Genomic DNA, 15,210 nt, shown 5'->3' on the forward strand with positions numbered 1-15,210 from the left:
CGCGAGGGAATAGGCATTATGGACGCTTTCATTTCGAGCTATGTTTGGCCCGCGGTCATCATGATCGGTCAGTCGCTGCTGCTGCTGGTCGCGCTGCTTCTCTTCATCGCCTATATCCTGCTGGCCGACCGCAAGATCTGGGCGGCCGTCCAGCTGCGGCGCGGCCCGAACGTGGTCGGCCCCTGGGGCCTGTTCCAGTCGTTCGCCGACCTCCTGAAGTTCGTCTTCAAGGAGCCGGTCATCCCGGCCACCGCCAACAAGGCGATCTTCCTGCTGGCGCCGCTCGTCTCGGTGACGCTGGCGCTCGCCACCTGGGCGGTGATCCCGCTGAACGAGAACTGGGTGATCGCCAACATCAACGTCGGCATCCTCTACGTCTTCGCCATCTCCTCGCTCGAGGTCTACGGCATCATCATGGGCGGCTGGGCTTCGAACTCGAAGTACCCGTTCCTCGGCGCGCTGCGCTCGGCCGCACAGATGGTGTCCTACGAAGTTTCCATCGGCTTCGTCATTGTCACCGTCCTTCTCTGCGTCGGCTCGCTGAACCTGACGGACATCGTCAATTCGCAGCGCGACGGCATCGGCACCATGATCGGCCTGCCGGGTTCGTTCCTCGACTGGCACTGGCTGGCGCTGTTCCCGATGTTCGTGATCTTCTTCATCTCGGCGCTGGCCGAGACGAACCGCCCGCCCTTCGACCTGCCGGAAGCCGAATCCGAGCTCGTCGCCGGCTTCATGGTGGAATATGGCTCGACGCCGTACATGATGTTCATGCTCGGCGAATACGCCGCCATCTGCCTGATGTGCGCGCTGACGACGATCCTGTTCCTCGGCGGCTGGCTGCCTCCGGTGGACGTCTGGTTCCTCAACTGGGTCCCGGGCATCGTCTGGTTCGTGCTGAAGGCCGGCTTCGTCTTCTTCATGTTCGCGATGGTGAAGGCCTTCGTGCCGCGCTACCGCTACGACCAGCTGATGCGGCTGGGCTGGAAGGTCTTCCTGCCGATTTCGCTCGCCATGGTCGTGATCGTCGCATTCGTGCTGAAGCTCACCGGGTGGACCGCCTGATGGTGGCCCCGCGTTTCAGCAGCATTGGAGCTAAGTAATGGCCAGTCTGTCGCAAGCCGTCAATTCGCTGTTCCTGAAGGAATTCGTCGGCGCCTTCTTCCTGTCGATGCGCTATTTCTTCCGGCCGAAGGCGACGTTGAACTACCCCTTCGAGAAGGGCCCGGTGTCGCCGCGCTTCCGGGGCGAGCATGCGCTGCGCCGCTATCCGAACGGCGAGGAACGCTGCATCGCCTGCAAGCTGTGCGAGGCCATCTGTCCGGCCCAGGCCATCACCATCGAGGCCGGCCCGCGCCGCAACGACGGAACGCGCCGCACGGTGCGCTACGACATCGACATGGTGAAGTGCATCTATTGCGGCTTCTGCCAGGAAGCCTGCCCGGTCGACGCCATCGTCGAGGGGCCGAACTTCGAGTTCGCCACGGAAACCCGTGAGGAACTCTACTTCGACAAGCAGCGGCTGCTCGACAACGGCGACCGCTGGGAGCGGGAAATCGCCCGCAACATCGCAATGGATTCGCCCTACCGGTAAGCTGGTAGGGCAGGGGACTGCCGCCCGTGAGGGCTGCGGACATCGAACGCTCAATATCTGCCCGGTGGCGCGGCCGCCGGGCTTCGACGGAAGAGGCAGGCTGAGACGCCGGTCTCTCCCGGGGAAGAAAAAAGGCACCAACATGGGTCTCCAGGCTCTCTTTTTCTATCTGTTCGCCTTCGTGGCAGTGGCGTCCGCCTTCATGGTGATCGCGGCGAAGAACCCGGTCTATTCCGTGCTGTTCCTCATCGTCACGTTCTTCAATGCGGCGGGCCTGTTCCTCCTGACCGGCGCCGAGTTCCTGGCGATGATCCTGCTGGTCGTCTATGTCGGCGCGGTCGCGGTGCTCTTCCTCTTCGTCGTGATGATGCTGGACATCGACTTTGCCGCGCTTCGTTCGGGCATCATCGAGCACGCGCCGGTCGGCGCGCTGGTCGGCCTGGTGCTGGCGGTGGAGCTGATCGTGGTCATCGGCGGCTCGACGCTGTCGCCGGAGATCGCAAGCCAGGCGGCCCACCCGATCCCGCCGATCGCGGAGCGGACCAACACGGCTGCGCTGGGCGACGTGCTCTACACGAACTACGTCTACTTCTTCCAGATCGCCGGCCTGGTGCTCCTGGTCGCCATGATCGGCGCGATCGTGCTGACGCTGCGCCATCGCGAGCACATCAAGCGGCAGGACATCTCCGTGCAGGTCGCCCGCACGCCGGAGACCGCGGTCGAGGTCATCAAGGTCAAGCCCGGGCAGGGTCTCTGAGGCGCGCTGGACTTAAGGAATTTGCATCATGGAAATCGGTATTTCCCACTATCTCACGGTCAGCGCCATCCTCTTCACGCTCGGCGTCTTCGGCATCTTCATCAACAGGAAGAACGTCATCATCATCCTGATGTCGATTGAGTTGATCCTGCTTGCCGTCAACATCAACATGGTCGCCTTCTCGGCCTTCCTGAACGACATCGTCGGCCAGGTCTTCGCGCTGTTCATCCTGACGGTCGCAGCCGCGGAAGCCGCGATCGGTCTTGCAATTCTCGTCGTCTTCTACCGCAACCGCGGCTCCATCGCCGTGGAAGACGTCAACGTGATGAAGGGTTGAGCGGCCATGGATACCATCATCAAGGCAATCGTCTTCCTGCCGCTCATCGGCTTTTTGATCGCCGGCCTCGGCGGTAACGCGATTGGCGCCAAGGCGTCCGAATACGTCACCACCGGCTTCATGATCATCGCCTGCGCGCTGTCCTGGCTGGTCTTCTTCAACGTGGCGCTCGGCCACGAGGAGATGATCAAGGTCTCGCTGATGCGCTGGATCCAGTCCGGCAGCTTCGATGCCGAGTGGGCCTTCCGCGTCGATACGCTGACGGCCGTCATGTTCGTCGTCGTCAACACGGTGTCGACGCTCGTGCACGCCTATTCGATCGGCTACATGCACCACGACCCGCATCGGCCGCGCTTCTTCGCCTACCTGTCGCTGTTCACCTTCGCGATGCTGATGCTGATCACGTCGGACAACCTCGTGCAGATGTTCTTCGGCTGGGAAGGCGTGGGCCTGGCGTCGTACCTGCTGATCGGCTTCTGGTTCAAGAAGCCCTCCGCCAATGCCGCCGCCATGAAGGCCTTCATCGTCAACCGCGTCGGTGACTTCGGCTTCATGCTCGGCATCTTCACCGTCTTCTACCTGTTCGGCTCGGTCAGCTTCGAGACGATCTTCGCCACGGCCGCGACCTACCTGCCGGCAGAAGGTGCCGCAGACGCCGCCGAACCCGTCATCACGCTCTTCGGCATGCATCTCGACAAGGCCGATGCGCTGACGGCGGCCTGCCTGCTGCTCTTCATGGGCGCAATGGGCAAGTCGGCGCAGTTCCTGCTGCACACCTGGCTTCCGGACGCCATGGAAGGCCCGACGCCGGTTTCGGCCCTCATCCATGCCGCGACCATGGTCACCGCCGGCGTCTTCCTCGTCGCCCGCATGTCGCCGTTGTTTGAGCTGTCCCCGGATGCGCTCACCGTCGTCACCGTCATCGGCGCGATCACGGCCTTCTTCGCCGCGACCGTCGGCCTGGTGCAGAACGACATCAAGCGCGTCATCGCCTATTCGACCTGCTCGCAGCTCGGCTACATGTTCGTCGCACTCGGTGTCGGCGCCTATGGTGCCGCGATCTTCCACCTGTTCACGCACGCCTTCTTCAAGGCGCTCCTGTTCCTTGGCGCCGGCTCGGTCATCCATGCCGTCGACGGCGAGCAGGACATGCGCTACATGGGCGGCCTGCGCACCCATATCCCGGTCACCTTCTGGATGATGACGATCGGCACGCTGGCGCTCACCGGCGTCGGCATCCCCGGCACCATCATCGGCTTCGCCGGCTTCTTCTCCAAGGATGCGATCATCGAGAGCGCCTTTGCCTCGCACAGCTCGGTCGCAGGCTTCGCCTTCACGCTGCTCGTGATCGCGGCCCTGTTCACCAGCTTCTATTCCTGGCGCCTGGCCTTCATGACCTTCTTCGGCAAGCCGCGCGCGTCGTCGGACGTCATGCACCATGTCCATGAATCGCCGGCGATCATGCTGGTCCCGCTCTACATCCTCGCCGCCGGCGCGGTGCTCGCGGGCGTGCTGTTCCACGACTACTTCTTCGGTCACCACTATGTGGAGTTCTGGAAGGGCGCCCTGTTCACCGGTCCGGAGAACGAGATCTTGGAAGAATTCCACCACGTCCCGCTCTGGGTGAAGTGGAGCCCGTTCGCGGCCATGGCGCTCGGCCTGTTCACGGCCTGGTATATGTATATCCGTCGTCCGGACCTGCCGAAGTACCTGGCGGACCAGCACCGCGGCCTGTACCAGTTCCTGCTGAACAAGTGGTACTTCGACGAACTGTACGACTTCCTGTTCGTGCGGCCGGCGCAGTGGATCGGCCGCCTGTTCTGGAAGGGCGGTGACGGTGCGGTCATCGACGGCCTCGGCCCGAACGGGATTGCCGCACGCGTCCTCGACGTGACCGACCGTGTCGTCCGCCTGCAGACCGGTTACCTTTATCACTATGCCTTTGCGATGCTGCTCGGAATTGCGGCACTCGTAACCTGGATGATGCTCGGGAGTTCCTTCTGATGACCGATTGGCCGATTCTCTCCGCGGTCACCTTTCTTCCGCTGGTCGGCGTGGCGTTGCTGCTGCTGACCCGCGAGGACAGCCCCTACGGGCGGCGGAACATCCTGAACGTCTCGCTGCTGACGACCCTCTTCACCTTCGTCCTGTCGCTCTTCGTCTGGATTGGCTTCGACTATTCGAATCCGGGCTTCCAGATGATCGAGCACCATGAGTGGCTCGGCACCGGCATCGCCTATCATCTCGGCGTCGACGGCATCTCCATGCTGTTCGTCATCCTGACGACCTTCCTGATGCCGTTCTGCGTGCTCGCCAGCTGGAACTCGATCGAGAAGCGCCTGAAGGAATACATGATCGCCTTCCTCGTCCTGGAAGTGTTCATGGTCGGCGTCTTCGTCTCGCTCGACATCGTCCTGTTCTACGTCTTCTTCGAGGCGGGCCTGATCCCGATGTTCATCATCATCGGCGTCTGGGGCGGCAAGGACCGCGTCTATGCGAGCTACAAGTTCTTCCTCTATACGCTGCTCGGCTCGGTGCTGATGCTGCTCGCCATCATGGCGATGTACTGGCAGGCCGGCACGACCAGCATTCCCGAACTGCTCGCCTACAACTTCCCGCGGCAGATGCAGACCTGGCTCTGGCTCGCCTTCTTCGCCTCGTTTGCGGTGAAGATGCCGATGTGGCCGGTCCACACCTGGCTTCCCGACGCGCACGTGCAGGCGCCGACGGCAGGTTCGGTGATCCTGGCGGGCATCCTTTTGAAGCTCGGCGGCTACGGCTTCCTGCGCTTCTCGCTGCCGATGTTCCCGCTGGCGTCCGACTATTTCGCGCCCTTCGTCTTCACGCTCTCGGTCGTCGCCATCATCTACACCTCGCTGGTGGCGCTCGTTCAGGAAGACATCAAGAAGCTGATCGCCTACTCCTCGGTGGCGCACATGGGCTATGTCACCATGGGCATCTTCGCCGCCAACGAGCAGGGCGTGCAGGGTGCGCTGTTCCAGATGCTGTCGCACGGCATCGTCTCCGGTGCGCTCTTCCTCTGCGTCGGCGTGGTCTATGACCGCCTGCACACCCGCGACATCTCGGCCTATGGCGGGCTCGTCAACAACATGCCGAAATATGCGGTCGCCTTCATGATCTTCACCATGGCGAACGTCGGCCTTCCGGGCACCTCCGGCTTCGTCGGCGAAATCACCACGATGCTCGGTGCCTTCCGCGCCAACACCTGGGTGGCCTTCTTCGCCGCCACCGGCGTCATTCTCTCGGCGGCCTACGCGCTCTGGCTCTATCGCCGGGTAGTCTTCGGCCCGCTGGAGAAGGAAAGCCTCAAGGCGCTGCTCGATCTTTCGGGCCGCGAGAAGGCGATCCTGTATCCGCTGGTGATCCTGACGATCTTCTTCGGCGTCTACCCGATACCCGTCTTCGACGCCACGGCGGCTTCGGTCGACGCGCTCCTCAACAACTACACCGCAGCCCTCGAAGCAGCGCAATCCGTTGCGCTCTCGGCGAACTGACGACGGGATGATCCGACATGACTGCTGAAATCCTCCTTTCCAGCCTTCAGCTCTCGACGCCCGAGATCATCCTTGCGCTGGGTGCCATGGCGCTCCTGATGATCGGCGTCTTCTCCGGCGAACGGTCGGCGACGACCGTCACCGGGCTTGCGGTGGCGCTTCTCATCATCGCCGGCGTCTGGCTGGTGCTTCGGGGTGGCGACGGCGTCGGCTATGGCGGCGCGTTCGTTTCCGATTCCTTCGCACGGTTCATGAAGATCCTGACGCTGATCGGCTCCATCACCGCCATGGTGATGACGGTCGGCCATGCCCGTTCGCAGCAGCTCGACCGCTTCGAGTTTCCGGTGCTCCTGGTGCTCGCGACGCTCGGCATGATGCTGATGATCTCGGCCAACGACCTGATTTCGCTCTACCTGTCGCTGGAACTGCAGTCGCTCGCGCTCTACGTCGTCGCCGCGATCAACCGCGACAGCGTGCGTTCCACCGAGGCCGGCCTGAAGTATTTCGTCCTCGGCGCGCTGTCGTCCGGCATGCTGCTCTACGGCATGTCGCTGGTCTACGGCTTCACCGGACATACCGGCTTCCAGGAGATCGCCTCGGCTCTCTCCGCCGAAGGCCGTTCGCTCGGCCTCGTCTTCGGCCTGGTGTTCGTCCTTGCCGGCATCGCCTTCAAGATCTCGGCCGTGCCGTTCCACATGTGGACGCCGGACGTCTATGAGGGCGCACCGACGCCGGTGACCGCCTTCTTCGCAGCCGCCCCGAAGGTCGCTGCCATGGCCATGCTCGTCCGCATCGTCATCGACGCCTTCGAGCCTGTCGTCGCCGACTGGCAGCAGATCATCGTCTTCATCTCGATCGCCTCGATGCTGCTCGGCTCGTTCGCCGCCATCGGCCAGAAGAACATCAAGCGCCTGATGGCCTATTCCTCGATCGGCCACATGGGCTACGCGCTCGTCGGCCTTTCGGCGGGCTCGATGGCAGGCGTGCGCGGCGTCGCCCTCTACATGCTGATCTACATGGTCATGACGCTCGGCACCTTCGCCTGCATCCTCGCCATGCGCCGCCGCGAGGGCGGCAATGTCGAGGCCGTCGACGATCTCGCCGGCCTGTCCACGACCAATCCGTTCATGGCGAGCGTGCTGACGGTGATGATGTTCTCGCTGGCAGGCATTCCGCCGCTCGCAGGTTTCTTCGCCAAGTACTTCGTCTTCATGGCGGCGATCGAGGCGCATCTCTATGCGCTCGCGATCATCGGCGTGCTGTCGTCGGTCGTCGGCGCCTACTACTACCTGCGCATCGTCAAGCTGATGTGGTTCGATGCCGCCACCGACGAGTTTGCGCGCACCCCCGGTGAACTGAAGCTGGTCTTCGGCGTTGCGGGCCTGTTCGTGGCCGGCTATGTCCTGATCGGCGGACCGATCGGCGAAGCGGCGGAAGCCGCCGCCCGGACCTTCTTTTGACCGGCCGGACCGGCACCGGCCAGCTGTCGCTGGATGATTTCCGGCACGAAGCGCTTGTCGAGACCGTCTCGACCAATTCGGAGTGTTTCGAGCGCGCCCGCAAGGGCGCGCTTTCCGGTCTATGGGTGACGGCGGCACGCCAGACCGGCGGTCGGGGACGGCGCGGCCGGCCCTGGACGTCGGAGCCCGGCAATCTCTATGCCTCGCTGCTCCTGATCGATCCGGCCCCCGTCGACCGGCTCGCCTCGCTTCCGCTCGCCGTGGCCGTCGCCGTCCAGGCCTCGATCACGTCTGTGATGCCGATCGCTGCCCCGCCGGTTGCGATCAAGTGGCCGAACGACATCCTGATCGAGAAGAAGAAGATCTGCGGCATCCTGGTGGAGGCGGAGACCCTGGCGGACGGCCGCCAGGCGATCGTGATCGGCTGCGGCATCAATGTCGCGGTTGCCCCGGAGGCAGGGCTCTATCCCGTCGCCCGGCTCACGGACTATGGCTGTGCGGTCGGGCCGGCGGAGCTCTTCGCCCATCTCTTCCGCGAGATGGCAGATATCCTCAGGCTCTGGGACAGCGCCAACGGCATCGGCGAGATCATGGCGCGCTGGCGCAAGGTCGCCGGCGGGATCGGCGAACGGATCACGGTCAACCTGCCGACCCAATCAATTTCCGGGCGCTTTGCCGGAATTGATGATAGTGGTCTGCTCAGGCTTCAGACCGACGACGGCGGCGTGCGCTTGATCGCAGCCGGCGATGTTTTCTTCGAATAACCGGAAATTTTCAGAATATGGCAAACCAAGAAGACCTGGTGTTCCTGCCGCTTGGCGGGGTTGGCGAGATCGGCATGAATCTCGCGCTCTATGGCTACGGCACACCCGGTAACCGCAAATGGATCATGGTCGATTGCGGCGTGACCTTTCCCGGCCCCGAACTGCCGGGCGTGGACCTCGTGCTGCCCGATATCCGCTTCCTCGCCGAGGAACGCAGGAACCTGAAGGGCATCGTCATCACCCATGCCCACGAGGACCACTATGGCGCCCTGAACGACCTGTGGCCCGGCCTCAACGTGCCTGTCTATGCCTCGCCCTTCACCGCCGGCATGCTCGAGGCCAAGCGTGACTACGAGCGCAGCCGCACCGAGATCCCGGTGACGATCTTCAAGCAGGGCGACCGGATCAATCTCGGTCCGTTCGAGATCGAGGGCATCGGCGTCAACCACTCGATCCCCGAGCCGATGTCGCTGGCGATCAAGACGCCGCTCGGCACGGTGATCCACACTGGCGACTGGAAGATCGACCTCAAGCCCTCGCTCGGACCGCTCACCGACGAGGCGCGCTTCCGCAAGCTCGGCGACGAGGGCGTGCTGGCGCTGGTCTGCGACAGCACGAATGCGCTGCGCGACGGTGTCTCGCCTTCGGAGGAGGAGGTGTCGCAGAGCCTGGCGAAGATCATCGAGAGCGCCGAGGGCCGCGTCGGCATCACCACCTTCTCGTCGAATGTCGGCCGCATCCGCTCGGTCGCCAAGGCCGCCGAGATGGCCGGCCGCGAGGTGCTGCTGCTCGGCAGCTCGATGAAGCGGGTGACGGCGGTCGCGCGCGACATCGGTCTGATGGAGGGCATCAAGCCCTTCATCGACGAGGACGAATTCGGCTACATCCCACGCGACAAGGTCGTCGTCATCCTGACCGGCAGCCAGGGCGAGCCGCGGGCCGCACTCGCCAAGATCGCCCGCGACGAGATGCGCAACGTCGCCTTCACCGCCGGCGACACGATCATCTTCTCCTCGCGCGCCATTCCCGGCAACGAGAAGGCGATCAACGACATCAAGAACGGCCTGGTCGACCAGGGCATCCACGTCATCACCGACAGCGAGGCGCTGGTGCACGTCTCCGGCCATCCCCGCCGCAGCGAGTTGCAGCAGATGTATGCCTGGACCCGGCCGCAGATGGTCGTGCCGGTGCATGGCGAGGCCGCGCATCTGGTCGCCCATGCCGAACTCGCCGAGCAGTCCGGCATCCCGGTCGTGCCGCGCGTGCGCGACGGCAAGATGCTGCGGCTCGCGCCGGGCGCCCCCGAGATCATCGATGAAGTCCATTTCGGCCGCATCTTCAAGGACGGCAACCTGATCGGCGACTTCGACGAGATGGGCATTGGCGACCGTCGCAAGCTGTCGTTCGTCGGCCACGTGGCGGTCAACATCGTGCTCGACGCGCGCTATGACTTCCGCGGCGATCCCGACGTCGTTCCCTACGGACTGCCGCAGTTCGACGACGAGGGCGAGGACATGGGCGACACGCTCTATGACGCCGTTCTCGGCGCGGTCGAGAGCATTCCGCGCGCGCGGCGCAAGGACCTCGGCACCGTCCGCGAGGCGGTGCGCCGGGCCGTGCGCGCCATGGCGAACGAGGTCTGGGGCAAGAAGCCCGTCGTCACCGTCTTCGTCACCAGGGTGTGACGGCGGCGGACGGCTGAAGCAGGTCGCGCGTGCAGCGGCGGCGACAGGCGGACCATCTTTCGGAAGCAGGCTGGTACGCGCAGGAGGAGGCGGGAATGCTGGGACGGGTCAATCACATCGCCATCGCCGTGCCGGACTTGGCGGCGGCGACGGCATCCTATCGCGACGTGCTCGGCGCCCGTGTCAGTGCTCGGCAGGCACTGCCGGAACACGGCGTCACCGTCGTCTTCGTCGAATTGCCGAACACCAAGGTCGAACTGCTCGAACCGCTCGGCGAGGGCTCGCCGATCGCAGCCTTTCTGGAGAAGTCGCCCGCCGGCGGCATGCACCATATCTGCTACGAGGTGGACGATATCCTTGCCGCCCGCGACAGGCTCGTTGCCGGCGGCGCACGGGTGTTAGGCGACGGCGCGCCGAAGACCGGGGCGCATGGCAAGCCGGTGCTGTTTCTGCACCCGAAGGACTTCTTCGGCACGCTGATCGAGCTGGAACAGGTGTGACCGCAGGCCACAGCCGGCGGATTTGAATTGCCGCGGCCATGGGGGTAAGAAGCCATGGCGGCAGTCGCGCGGCAAGGGCCGCCGCCCTCGCATCGGTCGTGACCGGTGCTATGCCATCAAAGTCTTGCGCAGTGGCTCGCGGGCCTGCGCCATCGGGTATCGGACATGACGCTGTTTTCGCTCTTCGCCGTCTATTTCATCATCTGGTGGGTGACGCTCTTTGCCGTGCTGCCGTTCGGCCTGCGCACCCAGGCCGAGGAGAACGAGGTCGTCCCGGGCAGCGTCGAGAGCGCGCCGGCGCGCTTCAGGATCTGGCGGGTCCTTCTCGTCACCACGCTCGCCGCCGCCGCCGTCCATGCCGCCTGGTATGTGCTGTCGGTGAAACTCGGCTACGGCTTCGACGCCATCCCGCAGTTCTTCCCGAACTTCGACTGATACATTCGTTTTTCTGAAGTGCTTGTGCACGCTGGCGTTCACTTCGGCGCCGGGCGAGCGGATGATCGGTCAAGCGGCGGGACCGCGCCGCCATGCGTAGGTTTGTCGCATCACCGCTGTCGTGTATTTGTCATACAAAATCTGTAAGGGAAGGCTGGCGGTTGCCAAAGGCAAAAAAAAACAAGGCTGAAAGCCTTGTTTTTAAAGTATCGCGTGATCTTTGCCCGTTTCCGGTGGCAGCGGCTAGGCGCGCCAAGATCTGATCCTCCCAAGACTTGACCGCGAAATTGGCAAGAATTTGTACTTCCTGCCTGTTTTGTGGCCTGAAACTAGCTCAAAGGTTGGGCGTTGTCATCTGATTTTTTGCATATTTGTTACACTTGGAGAAATTTTTTCCGTTGACTTTATAATCGCCATTCACGTTATTGTCATCCCCCGCTTTCCGGGCCCCGTTCCCGATCTCCCGCGCGATCCGGCATTCGGACGATTTCGTCGAAGCACGGTGCGTCCGGGTTCACTTCCGCCGGTGAAGCGTCTATGAACGCTCCGAATTCAACGTCATTTCGCCCGAATCCACGGCTAGGCGAAACCTGTCTCTTTGGAACCCCGCCATGCGTCTTTCCCGCTTCTTCATGCCCATCCTCAAGGAAAATCCCAAGGAGGCGGAAATCGTCTCGCATCGGCTGATGCTTCGCGCCGGGATGATCAAGCAGCAGTCGGCCGGCATCTATACCTGGCTGCCGCTCGGCAAGCGCGTGCTGGACAAGGTCAACGCCGTCATCCGCGAAGAACAGAACCGCTCGGGCGCGGTCGAACTCATCATGCCGACCCTGCAGTCGGCCGAGCTCTGGCAGGAGAGCGGGCGCTACGACGCCTATGGCAAGGAGATGCTGCGCATCAAGGACCGCCAGGACCGCGCCATGCTCTACGGCCCGACCAACGAGGAGATGATCACCGACGTCTTCCGCTCCTACGTCAAGTCCTACAAGGACCTGCCGCTCAACCTCTACCATATCCAGCTGAAGTTCCGCGACGAGATCCGTCCGCGCTTCGGCACCATGCGCTCGCGCGAGTTCCTGATGAAGGACGCCTATTCCTTCGACCTCAACCGCGAGGGGGCGGAGCACGCCTATAACCGCATGTTCGCCGCCTACCTGCGCACGTTCACGCGCCTCGGCCTGCGCGCGATCCCCATGCGCGCCGACACCGGCCCGATCGGCGGCAACCTCAGCCACGAGTTCATCATCCTGGCCGATACCGGCGAATCCGAAGTGTACTGCCACAAGGATTTCCTCGGCTTCGATATCCCCGGCGAGGACACGAATTTCGAGGACGTCGCCGGCTTGAAGGCGATCTTCGACAAGTGGACGTCGCGTTACGCGGCCACCTCCGAAATGCACGACGAGGCTTCGTTCGCAGCGATCCCGGAGGGCGAGCGCCTGTCGGCCCGCGGCATCGAGGTCGGCCACATCTTCTATTTCGGCACGAAATATTCCGAGGCGATGGGCGCCAAGGTCCAGGGACCGGACGGCAAGGAGCACGCGGTCCACATGGGATCCTACGGCATCGGCCCGACCCGGCTCGTGCCGGCGATCATCGAGGCCTCCCACGACGAGAACGGCATCATCTGGCCGAAGGCGGTCGCGCCCTTCGAGGTGGTCGTGATCAACATGAAGGCGGGTGACGCGGCCTGCGACGCGGCGAGTGAGACGATCTACGGCGCGCTTCTGAAGGCGGGCGTCGACGTGCTCCTTGACGACAAGGACGAGCGCGCGGGCACGAAGTTCGCCACCGCAGACCTGATCGGCGCGCCGTTCCAGGTCGTCGTCGGGCCGCGCTCGGTCGCAGCCGGCGAGGTCGAGGTCAAGGACCGCAAGACCGGCGAGCGCGAGACGCTGACGATCGACGCCGCGATCGCGCGCCTGACGTCGGCCGGCTGAGGTCAGGCGGGCCGGGACCGGGCAAGTGCGCGACGGGGCGGAATCAACATTCCGCCATCACCGTAACGCCCTAATTCCACTGCATAATTTTACCCGCAAATCGATTCCGGTTTCGGCGATTATGCAGTAGCATCAGGCGCAGATTCGAGATGCTGCCGAATCGCGTCCGCCGGGCGCGGGCTTTGGCGGCGACAGGACCGGAGGTATCATGGCGGAAGCGACGGGCGAGGGCACCGTGGTCGAGGCGAAAGCGGCGCCCGCAAGCCGCCCGTTTTCCGGCTTCGAACGCATGGTCGCATGGCGCTACCTCCGCTCGCGGCGCAAGGAAGCGTTCATCTCGGTCATTGCCGGCTTCTCCTTCATCGGCATCATGCTCGGCGTCGCCACGCTGATCATCGTCATGGCGGTGATGAACGGGTTTCGCACCGAACTGATCTCGCGCATTCTCGGCATCAACGGTCACATGATCGTCCAGCCGATCGACGGACCGTTCGACAACTATGCGGACCTGGCCGAGCGCTTCTCGAAGGTGCCGGGCGTCAAGCTGGCGATCCCGCTGGTGGAGGGCCAGACGCTGGCCTCTGGCGCTGGCGGCGCCGGAACCGGGGCGCTCGTCCGCGGCATCCGCGCCGATGACTTCACCCGGCTCAAGACCGTTTCCGACCACATCAAGGCCGGCGACATGGTCGGTTTTGCCGCCGGCGACGGCCTCGCGATCGGCGCGCGCATGGCCGAGCAACTCGGCATTTCCGCCGGCGACCAGATCACGCTGGTGGCGCCCGAGGGCGACGTGACCCCGCTCGGCGTCAATCCGCGCGTCAAGAGCTACACCGTGTCCGCGGTCTTCGAGATCGGCATGTCGGAATACGACGCCACGATCATCTACATGCCGCTGGAGGAGGCCCAGCTCTATTTCAACGCCGAGGGCCTGGTGCAGTCGATCGAACTCTTCGTCGACAATCCCGATGCCGTCGACGCGCTCCGACAGCCGCTGGAGGCCACCGCCGAGCGGCAGATCTACATCACCGACTGGCGCCAGCGGAACCGCACCTTCTTCTCCGCGCTCGAGGTCGAGCGGAACGTGATGTTCATGATCCTGACGCTGATCGTGCTCGTCGCCGCGCTGAACATCATCTCCGGGCTGATCATGCTGGTGAAGGACAAGGGCAGCGACATCGCCATCCTGCGCACCATGGGCGCCAGCTCCGGCTCGATCATGCGCATCTTCTTCATGACCGGGGCCGCGATCGGCACGGTCGGGACGATCGCCGGCGTCCTGCTCGGCGTCGTCGTCTGCCTCAACGTCGAATCGATCCGCCAGTTCTTCTCCTGGCTTTCCGGCCAGACCCTGTTCGATCCGGAACTCTATTTCCTCAGCCAGCTTCCTGCGGACATGAATTTCGGCGAGACGGTCTCGATCGTCGTCATGGCGCTGGCGCTGTCCTTCCTGGCCACGATCTTCCCCGCATGGCGCGCCTCCAAGCTCGATCCCGTGCAGGCCCTGCGGTATGAATAGGACCGACCGATGAACGCGCGCGTGGCACTCAAGTTGACCGGCGTCGATCGCCACTATGGCCAGGGCGAGACGGTGCTGTCGATTCTCAAGGGCGCGGACTTCACCCTGCGCAGCGGCGAGATCGTAGCACTCGTGGCGCCTTCGGGCACCGGCAAGTCGACGCTCTTGCACGTCGCCGGCCTGCTGGAGCGGCCCGATGCCGGCGACGTCGTCGTCAACGGCCATGCCTGCGCCGGGCTGGGCGACGAGGAGCGCACGGCGATCCGCCGCAACGAGATCGGCTTCGTCTACCAGTTCCATCATCTCCTGCCGGAGTTCTCGGCGCTGGAGAACATCATGATGCCGCAGCTGATCGCCGGCCTTTCCAAGCCGGAGGCCGGCGAACGGGCGAGGCAACTGCTCGACTACATGCGGATCGGCCATCGCGGCGACCACCGTCCCTCGGAGCTCTCCGGCGGCGAGCAGCAGCGCGTGGCGATCGCCCGTGCCGTCGCCAATGCGCCGATGCTGCTTCTGGCCGACGAGCCGACCGGCAATCTCGATCCCGAGACGGCCGGTTACGTGTTCGAGGCGCTGCAGGCGCTGGTGCGCCAGTCGGGGCTGGCCGCACTGATCGCCACCCACAACCACGAGATCGCCTCGCTGATGGACCGCCGCGTGACCATCGAGGACGGCAAGGTGCGCGATATGCAGTGAGCCGCGGTCGC

The 15,210-nt window shown here is 64.0% G+C and carries 14 protein-coding genes; all 14 read left to right on the forward strand.

Annotated elements, in window-relative coordinates:
- The first annotated feature begins 18 nt into the window (after positions 1–18).
- Positions 19–1,065, forward strand: coding sequence for an NADH-quinone oxidoreductase subunit NuoH (gene nuoH, locus LQK81_RS05425; RefSeq protein WP_230804084.1), 1,047 nt, complete (start codon positions 19–21; stop codon positions 1,063–1,065).
- 37 nt (positions 1,066–1,102) lie between these two features.
- Positions 1,103–1,594, forward strand: coding sequence for an NADH-quinone oxidoreductase subunit NuoI (gene nuoI, locus LQK81_RS05430; protein ID WP_230804086.1), 492 nt, complete (start codon positions 1,103–1,105; stop codon positions 1,592–1,594).
- A gap of 142 nt (positions 1,595–1,736) precedes the next feature.
- Positions 1,737–2,351 carry an NADH-quinone oxidoreductase subunit J gene (locus tag LQK81_RS05435; RefSeq protein WP_230804093.1) on the forward strand — a complete coding sequence of 205 codons (615 nt, stop codon included), beginning with the start codon at positions 1,737–1,739 and terminating at the stop codon, positions 2,349–2,351.
- A gap of 28 nt (positions 2,352–2,379) precedes the next feature.
- The gene (gene nuoK, locus LQK81_RS05440; protein WP_112599027.1) at positions 2,380–2,688 is read left to right on the forward strand and encodes an NADH-quinone oxidoreductase subunit NuoK; all 309 of its coding nucleotides are present in this window, start codon (positions 2,380–2,382) and stop codon (positions 2,686–2,688) included.
- Positions 2,689–2,694: 6 nt separating this feature from the next.
- On the forward strand, positions 2,695–4,692 hold the full coding sequence (nuoL, locus tag LQK81_RS05445; RefSeq protein ID WP_230804095.1) for an NADH-quinone oxidoreductase subunit L: 1,998 nt from the start codon (positions 2,695–2,697) through the stop codon (positions 4,690–4,692).
- Positions 4,692–6,203: an NADH-quinone oxidoreductase subunit M gene (locus LQK81_RS05450; RefSeq protein ID WP_230804097.1), complete on the forward strand. Its 1,512-nt coding sequence runs from the start codon at positions 4,692–4,694 to the stop codon at positions 6,201–6,203. Before nuoL ends, LQK81_RS05450 begins: the two co-directional genes overlap by 1 nt.
- A gap of 17 nt (positions 6,204–6,220) precedes the next feature.
- A complete protein-coding gene (nuoN, locus tag LQK81_RS05455; RefSeq protein ID WP_230804099.1) occupies positions 6,221–7,663 on the forward strand; it encodes an NADH-quinone oxidoreductase subunit NuoN in 1,443 nt (480 codons plus the stop codon).
- Positions 7,664–7,686: 23 nt separating this feature from the next.
- The gene (locus LQK81_RS05460; RefSeq protein WP_230804440.1) at positions 7,687–8,427 is read left to right on the forward strand and encodes a biotin--[acetyl-CoA-carboxylase] ligase; all 741 of its coding nucleotides are present in this window, start codon (positions 7,687–7,689) and stop codon (positions 8,425–8,427) included.
- Positions 8,428–8,444: 17 nt separating this feature from the next.
- Positions 8,445–10,112 carry a ribonuclease J gene (locus LQK81_RS05465; protein ID WP_230804102.1) on the forward strand — a complete coding sequence of 556 codons (1,668 nt, stop codon included), beginning with the start codon at positions 8,445–8,447 and terminating at the stop codon, positions 10,110–10,112.
- Between the two features lie 95 nt (positions 10,113–10,207).
- Positions 10,208–10,612: a methylmalonyl-CoA epimerase gene (gene mce, locus LQK81_RS05470; RefSeq protein ID WP_230804104.1), complete on the forward strand. Its 405-nt coding sequence runs from the start codon at positions 10,208–10,210 to the stop codon at positions 10,610–10,612.
- A 165-nt stretch (positions 10,613–10,777) separates the two neighbouring features.
- Positions 10,778–11,047, forward strand: coding sequence for a DUF1467 family protein (locus LQK81_RS05475; protein ID WP_230804106.1), 270 nt, complete (start codon positions 10,778–10,780; stop codon positions 11,045–11,047).
- Between the two features lie 611 nt (positions 11,048–11,658).
- Positions 11,659–12,987, forward strand: coding sequence for a proline--tRNA ligase (gene proS, locus LQK81_RS05480; protein WP_230804108.1), 1,329 nt, complete (start codon positions 11,659–11,661; stop codon positions 12,985–12,987).
- Positions 12,988–13,195: 208 nt separating this feature from the next.
- On the forward strand, positions 13,196–14,503 hold the full coding sequence (locus LQK81_RS05485) for a lipoprotein-releasing ABC transporter permease subunit (protein WP_230804110.1): 1,308 nt from the start codon (positions 13,196–13,198) through the stop codon (positions 14,501–14,503).
- Between the two features lie 9 nt (positions 14,504–14,512).
- Positions 14,513–15,199, forward strand: a complete 687-nt coding sequence (locus tag LQK81_RS05490) for an ABC transporter ATP-binding protein (protein ID WP_230804112.1) — start codon at positions 14,513–14,515, stop codon at positions 15,197–15,199.
- Positions 15,200–15,210: the final 11 nt, after the last annotated feature.

Origin of the sequence: Rhizobium sp. GN54, assembly GCF_021026345.1 — a bacterium.
Taxonomy (GTDB): Bacteria; Pseudomonadota; Alphaproteobacteria; order Rhizobiales; family Rhizobiaceae; genus Mycoplana.

Coding starts and splice junctions, on each gene's coding strand:
- LQK81_RS05485 (WP_230804110.1), top strand. CDS start 13,196: ATGGCGGAAGCGACGGGCGAGGGCACCGTGGTCGAGGCGAAAGCGGCG.
- LQK81_RS05450 (WP_230804097.1), top strand. CDS start 4,692: ATGACCGATTGGCCGATTCTCTCCGCGGTCACCTTTCTTCCGCTGGTC.
- nuoI (WP_230804086.1), top strand. CDS start 1,103: ATGGCCAGTCTGTCGCAAGCCGTCAATTCGCTGTTCCTGAAGGAATTC.
- LQK81_RS05465 (WP_230804102.1), top strand. CDS start 8,445: ATGGCAAACCAAGAAGACCTGGTGTTCCTGCCGCTTGGCGGGGTTGGC.
- LQK81_RS05490 (WP_230804112.1), top strand. CDS start 14,513: ATGAACGCGCGCGTGGCACTCAAGTTGACCGGCGTCGATCGCCACTAT.
- nuoH (WP_230804084.1), top strand. CDS start 19: ATGGACGCTTTCATTTCGAGCTATGTTTGGCCCGCGGTCATCATGATC.
- proS (WP_230804108.1), top strand. CDS start 11,659: ATGCGTCTTTCCCGCTTCTTCATGCCCATCCTCAAGGAAAATCCCAAG.
- LQK81_RS05475 (WP_230804106.1), top strand. CDS start 10,778: ATGACGCTGTTTTCGCTCTTCGCCGTCTATTTCATCATCTGGTGGGTG.
- LQK81_RS05435 (WP_230804093.1), top strand. CDS start 1,737: ATGGGTCTCCAGGCTCTCTTTTTCTATCTGTTCGCCTTCGTGGCAGTG.
- mce (WP_230804104.1), top strand. CDS start 10,208: ATGCTGGGACGGGTCAATCACATCGCCATCGCCGTGCCGGACTTGGCG.
- nuoL (WP_230804095.1), top strand. CDS start 2,695: ATGGATACCATCATCAAGGCAATCGTCTTCCTGCCGCTCATCGGCTTT.
- nuoK (WP_112599027.1), top strand. CDS start 2,380: ATGGAAATCGGTATTTCCCACTATCTCACGGTCAGCGCCATCCTCTTC.
- nuoN (WP_230804099.1), top strand. CDS start 6,221: ATGACTGCTGAAATCCTCCTTTCCAGCCTTCAGCTCTCGACGCCCGAG.